The following is a 14,000-nucleotide window of genomic DNA, read 5'->3' as shown; positions in this document are numbered from 1 at the left end:
CAAATCCGAGATATTTTCAGGCCCCAGGAGATCCCAATGCCTACCGTTGCTGTCACCGACGATACCTTTGACGCCGAAGTCCGCCAGTCCGATATCCCCGTCGTGGTGGATTTCTGGGCCGAATGGTGCGGCCCCTGCAAACAGATCGGCCCGGCCCTTGAGGAGCTGGCCGAGGAAATGGCCGGCAAGGTCAAGATTGCCAAGGTCAACGTGGACGAAAACCCCATGTCGCCCGGCCAGATGGGCGTGCGCGGCATTCCCGCCCTGTTCATCTTCAAGGATGGCGAAGTGGTTTCGAACCGCGCCGGCGCGGCGCCCAAAGCCTCGCTTCAGGGTTGGATCGAAGAAAGCATCTGATCGCATTCTCGACCGGCGAAAGGGCGCCCCCTTAGGGCGCCCTTTTTCGTTGCGGGCTTGAGTCCCGGTTGCTGGACGGCCATATCGGGGCGGCGACAGAAAGGAAAACACATGGCGGAACAGGATTTTCCCGGCTGGCACGGCACCACGATCATCGGTGTGCGCAAGGGCGGCGAGGTGGTCATTGCTGGCGACGGGCAGGTTTCGCTCGGCCAGACCGTGATCAAGGGCACCGCCCGCAAGGTGCGGCGCATCAGCCCGGGCGGCTATGACGTGGTCTGTGGGTTCGCCGGCTCGACCGCCGATGCCTTTACCCTGCTTGAGCGACTGGAAAAGAAACTGGAGTCGACGCCGGGCCAGTTGCAACGGGCCGCCGTCGACCTGGCCAAGGACTGGCGCACGGACAAATACCTGCAGAAGCTCGAAGCGTTCCTGATCGTCAGCGACGGCAAGGACCTTTACGTGATCACCGGGGCCGGCGATGTGTTGGAGCCTGAACATGACGTGACCGCCATCGGATCGGGCGGGAACTATGCGCTGGCCGCCGCCCGCGCCCTGATGGACAGCGACATGAGCGCCGAGGAGATCGCCCGCCGCGCCATGGGTATCGCCGCCGATATCTGTGTCTACACCAATGGCAACCTGACCGTGGAAAGCCTCAAAGCATGACCGACCTGACCCCCCGCGAGATCGTATCCGAGCTTGACCGCTTCATCATCGGCCAGAAAGACGCCAAGCGTGCCGTGGCCGTCGCGTTGCGCAATCGCTGGCGGCGCAAGCAGCTGGGTGACGACCTGCGTGACGAGGTCTATCCGAAAAACATCCTGATGATCGGGCCCACCGGCGTCGGCAAGACCGAGATCAGCCGCCGTCTGGCAAAGCTGGCCCGGGCGCCGTTCCTCAAGGTCGAAGCCACGAAATTCACGGAAGTCGGCTATGTGGGCCGCGACGTGGAACAGATCATCCGGGACCTCGTGGATGCCGCCATCGTCCAGACTCGCGACTACATGCGCGAGGACGTGAAGGCCAAGGCCCACCAAGCCGCCGAGGATCGTGTGATCTCTGCCATTGCCGGCGAAGACGCCCGCGAGTCCACCCGCGAGATGTTTCGCAAGAAACTGAAGTCGGGCGAACTGGACAACACGATGATCGAGCTGGAGTTGCAGGACAATTCCAACCCGTTCGGCGGCATGGAAATGCCGGGTCAGCCCGGTATGGCGCCAGGGATGGACCTGGGATCGATCTTCGGCAAGGCGTTCCAGCGCACTGTCAAGAAGCGCGTCACCGTCGCCGAAAGCTATGAGCTGCTGATCAATGACGAGGCCGACAAGCTGCTGGACGATGAAACCGTGACGAAGCAGGCGGTCGAAAGCGTTGAACAGAACGGCATCGTCTTCCTCGACGAGATCGACAAGGTCTGCCGCAACGCCGATGCGCGCGGCGCGGATGTCAGCCGCGAAGGGGTGCAACGCGACCTGTTGCCCCTTATCGAAGGCACAACCGTCAGCACCAAGCACGGTCCGGTGAAGACCGACCACATCCTGTTCATCGCCTCGGGCGCATTCCACATTGCCAAACCCTCGGATCTGTTGCCCGAACTGCAGGGCCGGTTACCGATCCGTGTCGAGTTGCGCGCGCTGACCGAGGGTGATTTCGTCCGCATCCTGACCGAAACCGACAATGCCCTGACACGGCAATATACCGCCCTGATGGGCACCGAAGACGTGACCGTGACCTTTACCGAGGACGGTATAGCCGCGCTGGCGAAGATTGCCGCCGAGGTCAACGAAAGCGTCGAGAATATCGGCGCGCGGCGGCTTTACACGGTGATGGAGCGGGTGTTCGAAGAGCTGTCCTTCACCGCCCCGGACATGGCCGGAGAAGAGGTGACGGTCGACGATTCATTCGTCGAAGACCATCTTGGCGAACTCAGCCGGTCCACGGATCTGAGCAGGTATGTCTTGTGATGACGCATTGGCGCGGTGCGCTGATCTTTCTGGTTTGGGCCATTGCTGGTTGCACGCCGCGCGGCACAATCGCCCTTGACCCGACCGCGGCCGAGGTCGGACAGCAACGCGCCGTCTTCTATTCCACCACCCGGTCCGCCTCTGACGATCCTGGCCTGGTCTATGGAACCGCCCGCACCGCCCGCGCGAGTTTCGGTCGGTTCGATATGTCGATCCCGCCCGACCGCCAGGCTGGTGATGTTTCTTACCCCCAGAATACGCCCGACCCGAGCACTGACTTCGTAGCAACAGAAGCTGTTGTCTATGATGACCGCACGAGTTTTCGCCGCGCCCTGGCGCGCGACCTGCGCAACCAACCGCGCGGCGAACGCGACGTGGTCCTGTTCGTGCATGGGTTCAACAGCACCTTCGCCGAGGGCATGATCCGTCTGGCACAGCTGGCCGAAGACCTGTCCCTGCCCGGTGTTGCCGTGCATTACGCCTGGCCCAGCCTGAACAACCCGCTGGGTTACAGCTATGATCGCGACAGTGTGCTCTTCGGGCGCGACGGTCTTGAAGCCCTGCTGGAAGAAACCCGCGCGGCCGGGGCCGAGGACATCATTCTCGTCGGACATTCCCTTGGGTCCCTGATGCTGATGGAAACCCTGCGCCAGATCGAAATCGGCCGGCCCGGCGCGGCATCGCGCACCGTCGAAGGTGTGATCCTCATGTCTCCGGATATCGATGTCGACCTGTTCCGCATGCAGGCGCGACGGATCGGTGACCTGCCGCAGCCTTTCCTGATCTTTACGTCACAACGCGACCGGGCACTCCAATTGTCGGCCCGGCTGACGGGACAGCGCGAAAGGCTGGGCAACCTGTCCGATCTGGAACGGGTGGCCGACCTGGAGGTCACCATGCTGGACGTCTCCAATTTCCGGGACGGAACACGACACCTGACCCCCGCAACCTCGCCAACACTGATTGCGTTGATGCAGGATTTGGGAAGCCTGAACGCGGCCTTCCAGGGCGAGCAGGCAGGGCGACCGGGGCTTTTGCCCGGGACTGTCTTGACGGTGCAGAATGCGACCCAGATCATCCTGTCACCCGTCACGGCGCTGTCACCCTGAACCTGGGCCGCGCCCCAGCGCGCGCGGGGAGCGAGATTGGGGCTTTCCACTTTCCGGCGAAAGGCGCAGATATGCGGCCATGCGCCTGCTTCCTTTCATTCGCGACAATGCGGCTTTCCTGTCCGCCGGGTTTCTTCTGACCTTCGGGTCGGCATTCGGTCAAACGTTCTTCATTTCACTGTTCGCAGGCGAGATCCGCGCCGAATTCGGGCTGAGCCATGCGGCCTGGGGACAGATATATGCGGTCGGCACATTGGCCAGCGCGCTCGTGATGGTCTGGTCCGGGGCACTGACGGATGTTTTCCGAATCCGGGCACTGGGCGCGATGATCCTGATCGGCACGGCTGGCGCCTGCCTTTTCATGGCGGCTGCGCCCGCTTGGTGGGTTCTTGTGCCCGCCATCTTTTTCCTGCGGTTCGTGGGCCAGGGCATGATGAGCCATATGGGCCAGGTCGCCATGTCGCGCTGGTTCGTGGCGACACGGGGCAAGGCGCTCTCCATTGCCAGCCTGGGCTTTTCCGTGGCCGAAGCGATCCTGCCGATCCTGATCGTGGCGCTTCTCGTCTGGTTCGACTGGCGTTTGATCTGGGTGGGATGCGCGGTCTTCGCATTGATGTTGTTACCCATCCTACAACGGCTCCTGCGGCTGGAGCGCACGCCGCAGGACGATGCAAAGGGATCTCAGGCCGTTGGCCTTGGAAATCGCCATTGGACGCGTGGCGAGGTTCTGAAACATCCGCTTTTCTGGTTCATGATCCCGGCGCTACTTGGCCCTCCGGCATTCAATACCGCGTTCTTTTTCCAGCAGGTGCACTTTGCCGAGATCAAGGGCTGGACGCATCTGGAACTGGTTGCGCTCTTCCCGCTCTATACGTCCATCAGCGTCGCGGCGGCTTTTGGGACCGGGTTCATCATCGACAAGGTGGGAACACGGCGGCTGATGCCGATCTACCAGTTTCCCATGGCGCTGGGCTTCGTCGCCTTCGCGATGGCGCAAACGCCTTGGGGCGCTGCACTGGGTTTGGCCCTGCTGGCTGTTGGAAGCGGGGCAAACAATCCTCTGACATCCGCGTTCTGGGCGGAATTCTACGGCACCCGCCATATCGGCGCGATCAAGGCCATGGGCACCGCCATCATGGTTCTGGGGTCGGCCATCGGCCCCGGCCTGACCGGTAGTTTGATAACCGCCGGGATCGGGATCGAGACGCAGATGCTCTGGATCGCGGCTTATTTCATCCTGACCTGTATCGCTGCGGGCATCGGCATTGCCAGCGCACGGCAGCTATCAGCCGCGGCGTCTTAGATAAACGTAAAAGGCGCCCTGCCCGCCATGGCGCGCATGCGCCTCTGTCACTTGCAGAACAACCGGAGCCAATGGCGGCATCCGCAACCACTGCGGCACCTGGTGACGCAAGACGCCCAGCCGGGTGGGGATAGGATCGCCGGTATCACGGTTTTTGCCCTTGCCGGTGATCACGAGGACAAGACGCCGACCGGCCGCTTGCGAGGACAGGATGAATGCCATCAGTTCCGGATGCGCCTCGGCCAGTGTCATCCCGTGCAGGTCCAGTCGTGCCTCGGGCTTCAGCTTGCCGCGCTTCAACTTGCCATGTGTCTTTCGATCCATGGCCAGCGGCGCATTTCCGATCTGTTCACTGAGCGAAGGTAGAAGATCATGATCGCCCGAATGGTCGATCTTCTCGCCGATCCGAAATGGCGTCAGCCGATCTGCGGGTGCCTGTGTCTTGGCGGCCGCCTTTCTCTTGGGTGCCGCATCTCGTTGCGGCTTGGGCCGATCCTCCAATGGCTTGGCCGAGCGCGCGACCTTGTCCCACAAGGCGCGCTCCTCGGGCGAAAGGTGACGCGGCCGTTTCATTCCACGATTTCGGGCACCAGGGCCAAAGCGTTCTGGATCGGCATGAGAACGATCATGCGGCCGCCATCACGAACCTTTCCTGCTGCACGTCCGGCCGCATCGCCCGTTCCAAAGAAGATGTCAGCTCGCTGTGCCCCCTTGATCGCCGATCCTGTATCCTGCGCAACCATCAGTCGATTGATCGGCTCGGCGCCGTCCTTTTCGATCCAGACCGGACTGCCCAGCAAGGTGATCGACGGATCCACTGCGATAGTGCGCCCGGCTGTAACCGACCGACCCATCGCACCAATTGGGCCCATATCGGCCGGAACATCGTCGAGCTCTCGGAAGAACACAAAACTGTCGTTGGTCCAGAGTAGACCCTGCCCATCGCGGGGATTGCGCCGCACCCAGGATCGGATCACGTCCGCCGAAACCTGGTGCGCCTTGTAGATGCCACGGCGCACAAGCTCGGACCCGATCGAGGAATACTCATGCCCGTTGGCGCCCGCATAGCCGACGCGGACGATCGACCCATCGTCGAGCTTCACCCGGCCTGATCCCTGCACCTGCAAAAAAAAGACATCGACCGGATCGTCGATCCAGGCGATTTCCAGCCCCCGCCCGTCCAGCACACCGGATTCCTCGATTTCCCGACGGGTCAACCAGGGCGGTTCAAGATCATTCGGCAAACGATACAGCGGGTATTGATAAGGCCCGCCCTGTCGCCGAGACCCCCGGATCGCCGGCTCGAAATAGCCGGTGAACAGCATGTCCTGCTCATCTTGGATCAGAACCGGCGTGAAAAAGGTCTCGAAAAAAGCACGTGCTTCCTGCCCCTGGCTGGCGAGATCACACAGCGCGGGCCATCCGTGCTGCTCGATGTCGCCACAGGTTGTCAGGAAAACATCAAGCGCCTCCTGATGGTCGTCCTCGGACCAACCGCGGAGGTCAGAGAAATCAAGAAGGCTGTAGGTCGGTTCAGCCATGGCCGCCCCGGAGCAGAGGGCAAGCACAAGAACGGCCGATCCGACCCTCCGATTCATTCGCCTGTCGCAACAAGGGTCCAGTTGGGATCGGATGTTCCCATCTTACGGGCAAAGGTCCAGACATCACGCTGACGCTTGATATCGGTGGCGGATCCCTCGATAACATCTCCGGCGCGGTCGCGGACAACCGAGGTCATCTCGCCGATGAAGCGCACGGTCAGTTCGGCCTCGTTCGTCATGTCATCGAAATCCGCGTCGGCCAGTTTCAGTTCAGACACCCCGACAAAGGTGAAGTCGATATTCAGCCCCTGCTCATTGCGGGATTCGACCACTTCGGCAAAGGCTTCGTAAACATCATCGGACAGGAACGGCTTGATATCCGCCATCTCGCCATTCTCGAAAGCGGTCAGGATCATTTCGTAGGCGCCACGTGCACCTTGCAGAAAGTCCCGCACGGAAAAGTCGTTGTCGATCCGTTTCATCTTGGCCAGCGCCTTGGCGGCATCGCTGTCCTCGGGGACATGGTCGATGATGTCGTGATCCGGGCCACTCTCTATCACCTCAAGCTCCGGCGCCTGGCGGTCGTTATCCCTTTGTCGCGGGACGGGCGGCTTTTCGAACCCTTCGCGCGTTCCCAGAACACTCCGCAGCCGGAGGATCAGGAAGATGGCGATCCCGGCAAGGACCAGAAGCTGAAGAATGGGCGAATTCATGGTTATCTCTCTTGCGGATGTAGCAACAATGGCCTGTCGAACCTATGTAAGGTGGCGACCGGGCCAAGTCCACCTTGGCCCCGACCAAGTTCCGCCGGTTGGAGGGCGATCATGCCGCTTTTTCTTCTCTTCATTGCAATTCCGCTGATCGAGATCACCCTGTTCATCCAGTTGGGCGGCCTCATCGGCCTTGGCTGGACGCTGTTCATCGTGATCGCGACTGCAATCATCGGCGCTGCCATGGTCCGCAGCCAGGGCGCTTTGGCGATGGATCGGCTCCGGCGATCGATGGAAGACCTGACCGATCCGTCCGAGCCCCTGGCCCATGGGGCAATGATCCTGTTTTCCGGGGCGCTGATGCTGACGCCCGGTTTCTTCACCGATGCGGTCGGCTTTGCCTTGCTCGTGCCCGGGGTGCGTCAGGCCGTCTTCAGATGGGCGCAGTCGCGGATCAAGATGCGCTCGTTCCAGATGGGAGCCGGTCCGGCGCAAACCGACCCGAACGCGCGCCGCAAGCCAGATGACAGGATCATTGATGCCGAGTTTGAGGATATTCCGTCCGAGCATCGCCCCAATCATAACGGATCCGGCTGGACCAAGCATTGAGGCTTGAGCAATCCGCTGCTACGAAGCCTTCGATTTATTCAACCAGGAGCGCCCCGATGGCCGAGAATGAAAACGGCGCGGCGGAAGAAACCGCCGCCACGACGCAACAGCAAGCCCCTCAGATCAAGCACCGCATCCTCGCGCAATACACCCGCGACATGTCTTTCGAAAACGTCATGGCCCAGACCGGTGTTGACGGCGAGGTGAAGCCCGAGATCAAGGTCGAGGTCAGCCTGGACGCGCGCAAGCGTGGCGCCGAGAACCAATACGAGGTCATCACCAAGATGAAGGTGACATCGACCAACCAGGGATCGGACAAGACCCTTTTCCTGCTGGAGCTGGAATATGCCGGCATCTTCCACGTCGAAGGCGTGCCCGACGAGCAGTTGCATCCGTTCCTTCTGATCGAGTGCCCGCGCCAGACCTTCCCGTTCGTGCGCCGGATCGTGAGCGACGTGACCCGCGACGGTGGTTTCCCGCCGCTCAATCTCGAACAGATCGACTTCCTGGCCCTGTATCGCCAGCAGTTGGCCCAGCGCGCCCAGCAAAAAACCGACGCCTGATCCTCAGGCGTCCAGCGTCTTCCAGAGGGCGTCCTCGCCAAGCGTTTCAACGAACGCCGCGTGGGCGTCCTTTTCCGATTGAGTCAGGCGTTCGGGAAGTGGCTTTGGCCGTGGCATCGGCCGCCAATCGCTGTCGGCTGCAACAGTCCGTGAATCGCGGGTGCCACTGGACAGAACAAGACCAGGCTGGCGCCCACCGATCAGCTCCAGGTAAACCTCTGCCAGGATTTCACTATCGAGCAAAGCGCCGTGCAATGTGCGGGCAGTATTGTCGATGTTGAACCGGCGGCAAAGTGCGTCGAGTGATGCGGGTGAACCGGGGTATTTCCGGCGCGCCATGTCCAGCGTGTCAACGGCCTGCTCCCATGGGATCTGACCAAGACCCGCCCAACCAAGCTCGGCGTTGAGAAACTTCATGTCGAAGGCGGCGTTGTGGATCACCAGGTTGGCATCGCCGATGAACTCGAGGAAGGCCTGCCCGACCGCGGCAAAAAGCGGCTTGTCCTTCAGCGTGACCTCGCCTGCTTCCGCAGCCCGCGGTGGATCAAGAATATCGGGGCCGATCCCGTGCACTTCGAAGGCCGATTGCGGCATGTCCCGCTGGGGATTGATATACTGATGGTAGGTTCGGCCGGTCGGCATATGGTTGAACAGCTCGATCGCACCGATCTCGACGAGACGGTCCCCCTGGCCCGGCTCGAATCCCGTGGTTTCGGTGTCGAGAACGATTTCACGCATGGGTCTCTCTCAGCTCTTCAAGTATTGATCTGACGGATGCCCGCGCAGCGTCAAGCGTCAGCGTCTCGATCACATAGTCCGCGCGGCTTCGCTTTTCGGAATCGGGCATCTGGCGCGACAGGATGGATTGGAATTGCTCTTCGGTCATGCCTGGCCGGGACAGGACCCTGGACTTTTGCACCGCGGGTGGAGCGGTAACGCAGATCGTAACGTCCAGCCAGGCCTCGGCCCCGGTTTCAAAAAGCAACGGAATATCAAACAGCACGAAGGGTGACGCGCGATGGGCCGCAAGGAAATCTTCCCGGTCGCGGGCCACGAGGGGATGAACGATGCCTTCAAGGACCGCGTAGAGGCTGGGATCCGCCTTCAGGATCGCCTTTAGCCGATTCCGGCAGACGGCACCGTCAACAATCGCGTCGGGCATGGCATCGGCAACGGCCGGAACCGCCCTGCCTCCCTTCGCGTAAAGCCGATGAACGGCATGATCCGCGTCCCAGACCGGAAGTCCCTCATCTGCAAACATCTGGGCCGTCGTGCTTTTGCCCATACCGATTGATCCGGTCAGGCCGATAAGACAGGTCATTTGAGAACCGCGGCACGGGTATCTACATCGACCTCCGGACGTACACCGAACCAGCGTTCAAATCCGGGCACGGCCTGATGAAGTAGCATGCCAAGACCGTCGACGGTGACACAGCCAGCTTCCTCGGCCTCCCGCAAGAGGCGGGTGCGCAAAGGTGTGTAGACAAGATCGGTGACGACGGTTCCACGCTGCAATCCGTCCAGCGGCACGCGCAATTCCGGCTGGCCCTTCATGCCAAGGGACGTCGTGTTCACCACCGTCGCGCAATCTTCGAGCATGTTACCGGCCTGAACCCAGTCGATCACGGTAATCCGGGACCCGAATTCCGATTTCAGCGCGTCGGCACGAGGCCGTGTGCGATTGCTTAGAAAGATCTCTTTGACCCCGACCTCGATCAGCGATGACAGGACAGCCCGCGCCGCGCCGCCCGCCCCCAGAACCGCGGCGGGTCCGCTATCGGGTTTCCAGCCGGGAGCGTTCTGCTGAAGGTTGGCGATGAACCCGTAGCCGTCTGTGTTATCGGCATGGATCTTGCCGTCGCGCCGGAAAATCAGCGTGTTCGCCGCCCCGATCAACGTGGCCCGGTCGGTTACGAGGTCCGCGATATCAAGCACGGCAACCTTGTGCGGGATGGTGACGTTCACACCCGCGAAACCCATTGCGGGCAGGGTTCGGATCACCTGTTCAAGGTTCTTTTCCTCGACTCGGATGGGCAAGTAATACCCTTCCCGTCCGTATTTCCGCAGCCAGTGCCGGAACAGGCGGGGTGATTTCGAATGGGCGACCGGGTTTCCCAGGACGCCGGCCAGTGGAATGTGATGATCCGTCATGCCGGCAATGTTCCGCGAAGCGTCAGATATGACAAGAGTTCCAGGAGCGGCAGGCCCTGTATGGTGAAATGATCGCCGATGATGTTGCTGAAAAGCCTGACGCCTTCTTCCTCGATCTTGTAGCCTCCAACGGACCACCGGATGCTGTCCCAGTTCCGGGTGATATAGTCGTCCAGGTAGGCATCGCTGAACTGGCGCATGGTCAGACGGGCAACACCGACATGACGCCAAAGCGGTTCACCATCCTGATAGAGCACGGCGGCGGATAGCAGTTGATGGGTCTGACCTCTTAGAGCGGCGAGCTGCGTGCGGGCCTGTTCGGGATCTTCGGGCTTCGAGAGCAGTTTCTTGTCGAAAGACAAGACCTGGTCACAGCCAAGCACGAGCGAGCCGAAGTTCTTCATGGACAGCTTGCGCGCTTTCATTTCGGCCAGCGCGTCAGCAATGTCGCGCGGGGACGCAGCTTCGGACAGGAGCGCAGCCTTTGTCGCATCCTCGTCTATCCGGGCGGGTATCGATTCGTGTGGCACGCCCGCTGCGCGCAGCATTTGTGACCGGATCGCGGAGGCAGAGGCTAGGATAAACGGATCTTTCATGTGGATATCCTGGTGTGCAATTTCGTGGGCAAACTGCGGAGCGATTGGTTGATCGAGAACCCGTATCGGGGCGCCCAAGGACAAGCACGCCCTTGTCCCAGTGTTCCCCCGGTTTGTCCACTCGGGACAAGGAGGAATCAGTGATGTGGATAAATTGGACCGTTCCTGGGCCCAAACTGGAATGCAATATCGAAAATCGCGCCTGCGAGAATACTAAATGCTTTAATATCAGTCATTTAACCTATATCTTGCCCGGTGACCGCGATTTGGGTTCAACGGCGGAAATGTGGGCAAACCAGAGGAAAAGTCGCAAGAGAGCGATTATCCCCGGCACCACTACCACCACCATCTTTCTAGATTCTTTTTTGATTTGGTAAGAGGTTGGCATGGCAGGGGACGTGCTCTGTCGCTTGACTCGAGAAAGCGATGTGCTTAGCTGCTTCCTGTTCCGTCCGGAACGATGAATTCCCTTAGAAGACTGACAAAGCCGATCTGCTCGGCAGGAGAAGACCATTGTCTGAACACCGACTGAATCTGGCCGACCTGAAGGCACAGAGTCCCAAAGACCTGTTGTCCATGGCCGAGGAACTGGAGATCGAAAACGCCTCGACCATGCGCAAGGGCGATATGATGTTCTCGATCCTGCGGGAGCGGGCTGACGATGGGTGGATCATCGGGGGTGACGGTGTTCTGGAGGTTCTTCAGGATGGCTTTGGCTTCCTTCGCTCGCCGGAAGCGAACTACCTGCCAGGACCGGACGACATTTATGTCAGCCCGGAAATGATCAAGAAATTCTCCCTACGGACCGGTGACACGGTTGAAGGGGTGATCAAGGAACCGAATGACAGCGAACGTTACTTCGCGCTGATCACGGTCGAGTCGATCAACTTCTCGGAGCCGGAAAAAGCCAAGCACAAGGTTGCGTTCGATAACCTGACGCCGCTCTACCCGGATGAGCGGTTGAAGATGGAAATCGAGGACGATCCGACGATCAAGGATCGCTCGGCGCGGATCATCGACCTTGTGGCGCCGATCGGTAAGGGGCAGCGGTCGCTGATCGTGGCCCCGCCGCGCACGGGTAAGACGGTTCTGCTTCAGAACATTGCCCATTCGATCGAGCACAACCATCCCGAATGCTATCTGATCGTCCTTCTGATCGATGAACGGCCGGAGGAGGTCACGGACATGCAGCGCTCGGTGAAAGGCGAGGTCATCTCCTCGACATTCGACGAGCCGGCCTCGCGCCACGTGGCGGTATCCGAGATGGTGATCGAGAAGGCCAAGCGCCTGGTCGAACACAAGCGGGACGTGGTGATCCTGCTGGACTCGATTACCCGTTTGGGGCGCGCCTTCAACACGACCGTGCCGTCGTCCGGCAAGGTCCTGACCGGTGGTGTGGATGCCAATGCGCTGCAGCGGCCGAAGCGGTTCTTTGGTGCCGCAAGAAATATCGAGGAAGGCGGATCGCTGACCATCATCGCGACGGCGCTGATCGATACGGGTAGCCGCATGGACGAGGTGATTTTCGAAGAATTCAAGGGAACTGGTAACAGCGAAATCGTTCTGGACCGCAAGGTTGCCGACAAACGTGTCTTCCCGGCGATGGATATCCTGAAATCGGGCACGCGGAAGGAGGATCTCTTGGTGGACAAGGTCGATCTGCAGAAAACCTTTGTCCTACGGCGGATCCTCAACCCGATGGGCACGACGGATGCCATTGAGTTCCTGATTTCGAAGCTCAAGCAGACCAAGACGAATTCCGATTTCTTCGAGTCCATGAATACCTAATAAATTCAAGGAGTTATGAATGGATACCATATTTGCCCAGGCAACGGCCCCGGGCAAGGCCGGGGTGTCCATCGTGCGGGTTTCCGGGCCAAATGCATTGGAAGCCGGGCGGCTCTTCAATGTGGACCTGGACACCGTTGATCGAAAGGTCGCACGCTTGCAGGACAGCGATGGCGGCCTGATCGACATTGCCTTTGTCCTGTCTTTCGAGAAGGGCCGGAGCTTTACCGGAGAGCCAGTCGTCGAGTTTCATGTTCATGGATCCAGAGCGATTGTTGCGCGGGTTCTGGACCGGCTTTCGGCGGCGGGGTATCGGCACGCTGAACCGGGGGAGTTCACAAGGCGCGCGCTTGAGAATGGCCAGCTTGATTTGGCCCAGGTCGAGGGGCTCGCGGATCTGATAGATGCGGAGACAGAGGAGCAAAGGCGCCAGGCGGTCCGGGTGCTAGATGGGGCCATCGGTAAACTCGTAGAGGGTTGGAGAAGCCGGTTGATCAGGGCAGCTGCGCTTCTCGAGGCAACGATAGATTTCGCTGAAGAGGATATACCTGAAAATGTCTTTCCGGAGGTGACGGAGCTTCTGTCTTCGGTTCATCAGGAATTGAAGCGCGAGGCTGAGGGTGCCGAAATCAGAGAGCGGGTGCGCGACGGGTTCGAGGTCGCGATCATCGGTCCACCGAATGTCGGGAAGTCGACACTTCTGAACAGGCTCGCAGGGCGCGATGCTGCGATCACGTCGGAACATGCGGGTACAACGCGTGACGTGATCGAAGTGAACATGGATCTTCGAGGCATACCGGTGACCATGTTGGATACAGCTGGCCTGCGGGATGCCGAGGATGCCGTCGAGAGGATCGGGATTGACCTTGCCCGAAGACGCGCAGCGGATGCTGATATCAGGATCCAACTTATTGCGTCGCCCGACGACCGTGTTGAACGTTACAGCGAGGATGACATCATCCTGCTTGGCAAGGCGGATTCGCGCCCTTTGGAGGGTATCGATGGCGTATCCGGTTTGACGGGATTGGGCGTTGATGACCTTGTAGACCGCGTCGCGGCGCTCCTTTCGGACCGGGTGATGTCGGCCGGGGCGGCCACGCGTGCACGGCATGCAGTCGCGTTACGGGAAGGGGTTGTTCTGATTGCTGCTGTCTTGGATAGGATTGCCGAGGGTGATATCGAAACAGTGGACCTATTGGCCGAGGATGTCAGGACCGCAACCCGGTCGCTGGATTCGTTGGTCGGGCGCATTGATGTTGAATCGTTGTTGGACGAAATCTTCAGTAGCTTTTGCATCGGAAAGTGA

The 14,000-nt window shown here is 60.3% G+C and carries 16 protein-coding genes; 9 read left to right on the top strand and 7 right to left on the bottom strand.

Going from position 1 to position 14,000, the window contains the following annotated elements; all coding sequences use genetic code 11:
- The first annotated feature begins 36 nt into the window (after nt 1-36).
- The 5 genes from trxA to DFK10_RS08490 all read left to right on the top strand — a co-directional run bounded on the left by trxA (nt 37) and on the right by DFK10_RS08490 (nt 4,736).
- Nucleotides 37-357, top strand: a complete 321-nt coding sequence (gene trxA, locus DFK10_RS08510; RefSeq protein WP_109388599.1) for a thioredoxin — start codon at nt 37-39, stop codon at nt 355-357.
- Nucleotides 358-468: 111 nt separating this feature from the next.
- A complete protein-coding gene (hslV, locus tag DFK10_RS08505) occupies nt 469-1,026 on the top strand; it encodes an ATP-dependent protease subunit HslV (RefSeq protein ID WP_109388598.1) in 558 nt (185 codons plus the stop codon).
- Nucleotides 1,023-2,324, top strand: a complete 1,302-nt coding sequence (gene hslU, locus DFK10_RS08500) for an ATP-dependent protease ATPase subunit HslU (protein WP_109388597.1) — start codon at nt 1,023-1,025, stop codon at nt 2,322-2,324. Before hslV ends, hslU begins: the two co-directional genes overlap by 4 nt.
- Entirely contained in the window at nt 2,324-3,433 is a 1,110-nt protein-coding gene (locus tag DFK10_RS08495) for an alpha/beta hydrolase (RefSeq protein WP_109388596.1), read from the top strand. The genes hslU and DFK10_RS08495 overlap by 1 nt, the downstream gene beginning before the upstream one ends.
- A gap of 79 nt (nt 3,434-3,512) precedes the next feature.
- The gene (locus DFK10_RS08490; protein ID WP_109388595.1) at nt 3,513-4,736 is read left to right on the top strand and encodes an MFS transporter; all 1,224 of its coding nucleotides are present in this window, start codon (nt 3,513-3,515) and stop codon (nt 4,734-4,736) included.
- Here the strand turns inward: DFK10_RS08490 and DFK10_RS08485 are convergent.
- From DFK10_RS08485 to DFK10_RS08475, 3 genes are read right to left on the bottom strand one after another with little or no spacing between them, the layout of a single operon-like run.
- Complete coding sequence (locus tag DFK10_RS08485; protein WP_109388594.1) at nt 4,719-5,309, bottom strand: Smr/MutS family protein; 591 nt, start codon at nt 5,307-5,309, stop codon at nt 4,719-4,721. The two genes, DFK10_RS08490 and DFK10_RS08485, sit on opposite strands and share 18 nt — an antisense overlap.
- Nucleotides 5,306-6,277, bottom strand: coding sequence for a murein transglycosylase A (gene mltA / locus DFK10_RS08480; RefSeq protein ID WP_109388660.1), 972 nt, complete (start codon nt 6,275-6,277; stop codon nt 5,306-5,308). Before mltA ends, DFK10_RS08485 begins: the two co-directional genes overlap by 4 nt.
- A gap of 53 nt (nt 6,278-6,330) precedes the next feature.
- Nucleotides 6,331-6,990, bottom strand: coding sequence for a Tim44/TimA family putative adaptor protein (locus DFK10_RS08475; protein WP_109388593.1), 660 nt, complete (start codon nt 6,988-6,990; stop codon nt 6,331-6,333).
- A 111-nt stretch (nt 6,991-7,101) separates the two neighbouring features.
- Here DFK10_RS08475 and DFK10_RS08470 point away from each other — a divergent pair, with 111 nt between their 5' ends.
- A complete protein-coding gene (locus DFK10_RS08470; RefSeq protein WP_109388592.1) occupies nt 7,102-7,596 on the top strand; it encodes an FxsA family protein in 495 nt (164 codons plus the stop codon).
- Nucleotides 7,597-7,652: 56 nt separating this feature from the next.
- Complete coding sequence (gene secB, locus DFK10_RS08465) at nt 7,653-8,159, top strand: protein-export chaperone SecB (RefSeq protein WP_109388591.1); 507 nt, start codon at nt 7,653-7,655, stop codon at nt 8,157-8,159.
- A 3-nt stretch (nt 8,160-8,162) separates the two neighbouring features.
- Here the strand turns inward: secB and dnaQ are convergent, their stop codons facing one another.
- The 4 genes from dnaQ to DFK10_RS08445 are packed head-to-tail and all read right to left on the bottom strand — an operon-like array spanning nt 8,163 to nt 10,906.
- A complete protein-coding gene (dnaQ, locus tag DFK10_RS08460) occupies nt 8,163-8,897 on the bottom strand; it encodes a DNA polymerase III subunit epsilon (RefSeq protein ID WP_109388590.1) in 735 nt (244 codons plus the stop codon).
- Entirely contained in the window at nt 8,890-9,480 is a 591-nt protein-coding gene (gene coaE / locus DFK10_RS08455) for a dephospho-CoA kinase (protein ID WP_109388589.1), read from the bottom strand. The genes dnaQ and coaE overlap by 8 nt, the downstream gene beginning before the upstream one ends.
- Nucleotides 9,477-10,310 carry a shikimate dehydrogenase gene (locus DFK10_RS08450; protein WP_109388588.1) on the bottom strand — a complete coding sequence of 278 codons (834 nt, stop codon included), beginning with the start codon at nt 10,308-10,310 and terminating at the stop codon, nt 9,477-9,479. Before DFK10_RS08450 ends, coaE begins: the two co-directional genes overlap by 4 nt.
- Nucleotides 10,307-10,906, bottom strand: a complete 600-nt coding sequence (locus DFK10_RS08445; RefSeq protein ID WP_109388587.1) for a Maf family protein — start codon at nt 10,904-10,906, stop codon at nt 10,307-10,309. The genes DFK10_RS08450 and DFK10_RS08445 overlap by 4 nt, the downstream gene beginning before the upstream one ends.
- A gap of 513 nt (nt 10,907-11,419) precedes the next feature.
- Between DFK10_RS08445 and rho the strand changes: the two genes are divergently transcribed.
- Nucleotides 11,420-12,694, top strand: a complete 1,275-nt coding sequence (gene rho / locus DFK10_RS08440; protein ID WP_109388586.1) for a transcription termination factor Rho — start codon at nt 11,420-11,422, stop codon at nt 12,692-12,694.
- A gap of 19 nt (nt 12,695-12,713) precedes the next feature.
- On the top strand, nt 12,714-14,000 hold the full coding sequence (mnmE, locus tag DFK10_RS08435) for a tRNA uridine-5-carboxymethylaminomethyl(34) synthesis GTPase MnmE (RefSeq protein WP_109388585.1): 1,287 nt from the start codon (nt 12,714-12,716) through the stop codon (nt 13,998-14,000).

The sequence above is a fragment of the Salibaculum griseiflavum genome, from assembly GCF_003129565.1.
Classification (GTDB): Bacteria; Pseudomonadota; Alphaproteobacteria; order Rhodobacterales; family Rhodobacteraceae; genus Salibaculum; species Salibaculum griseiflavum.
This window is presented reverse-complemented; position numbering and strand designations above follow the sequence as displayed.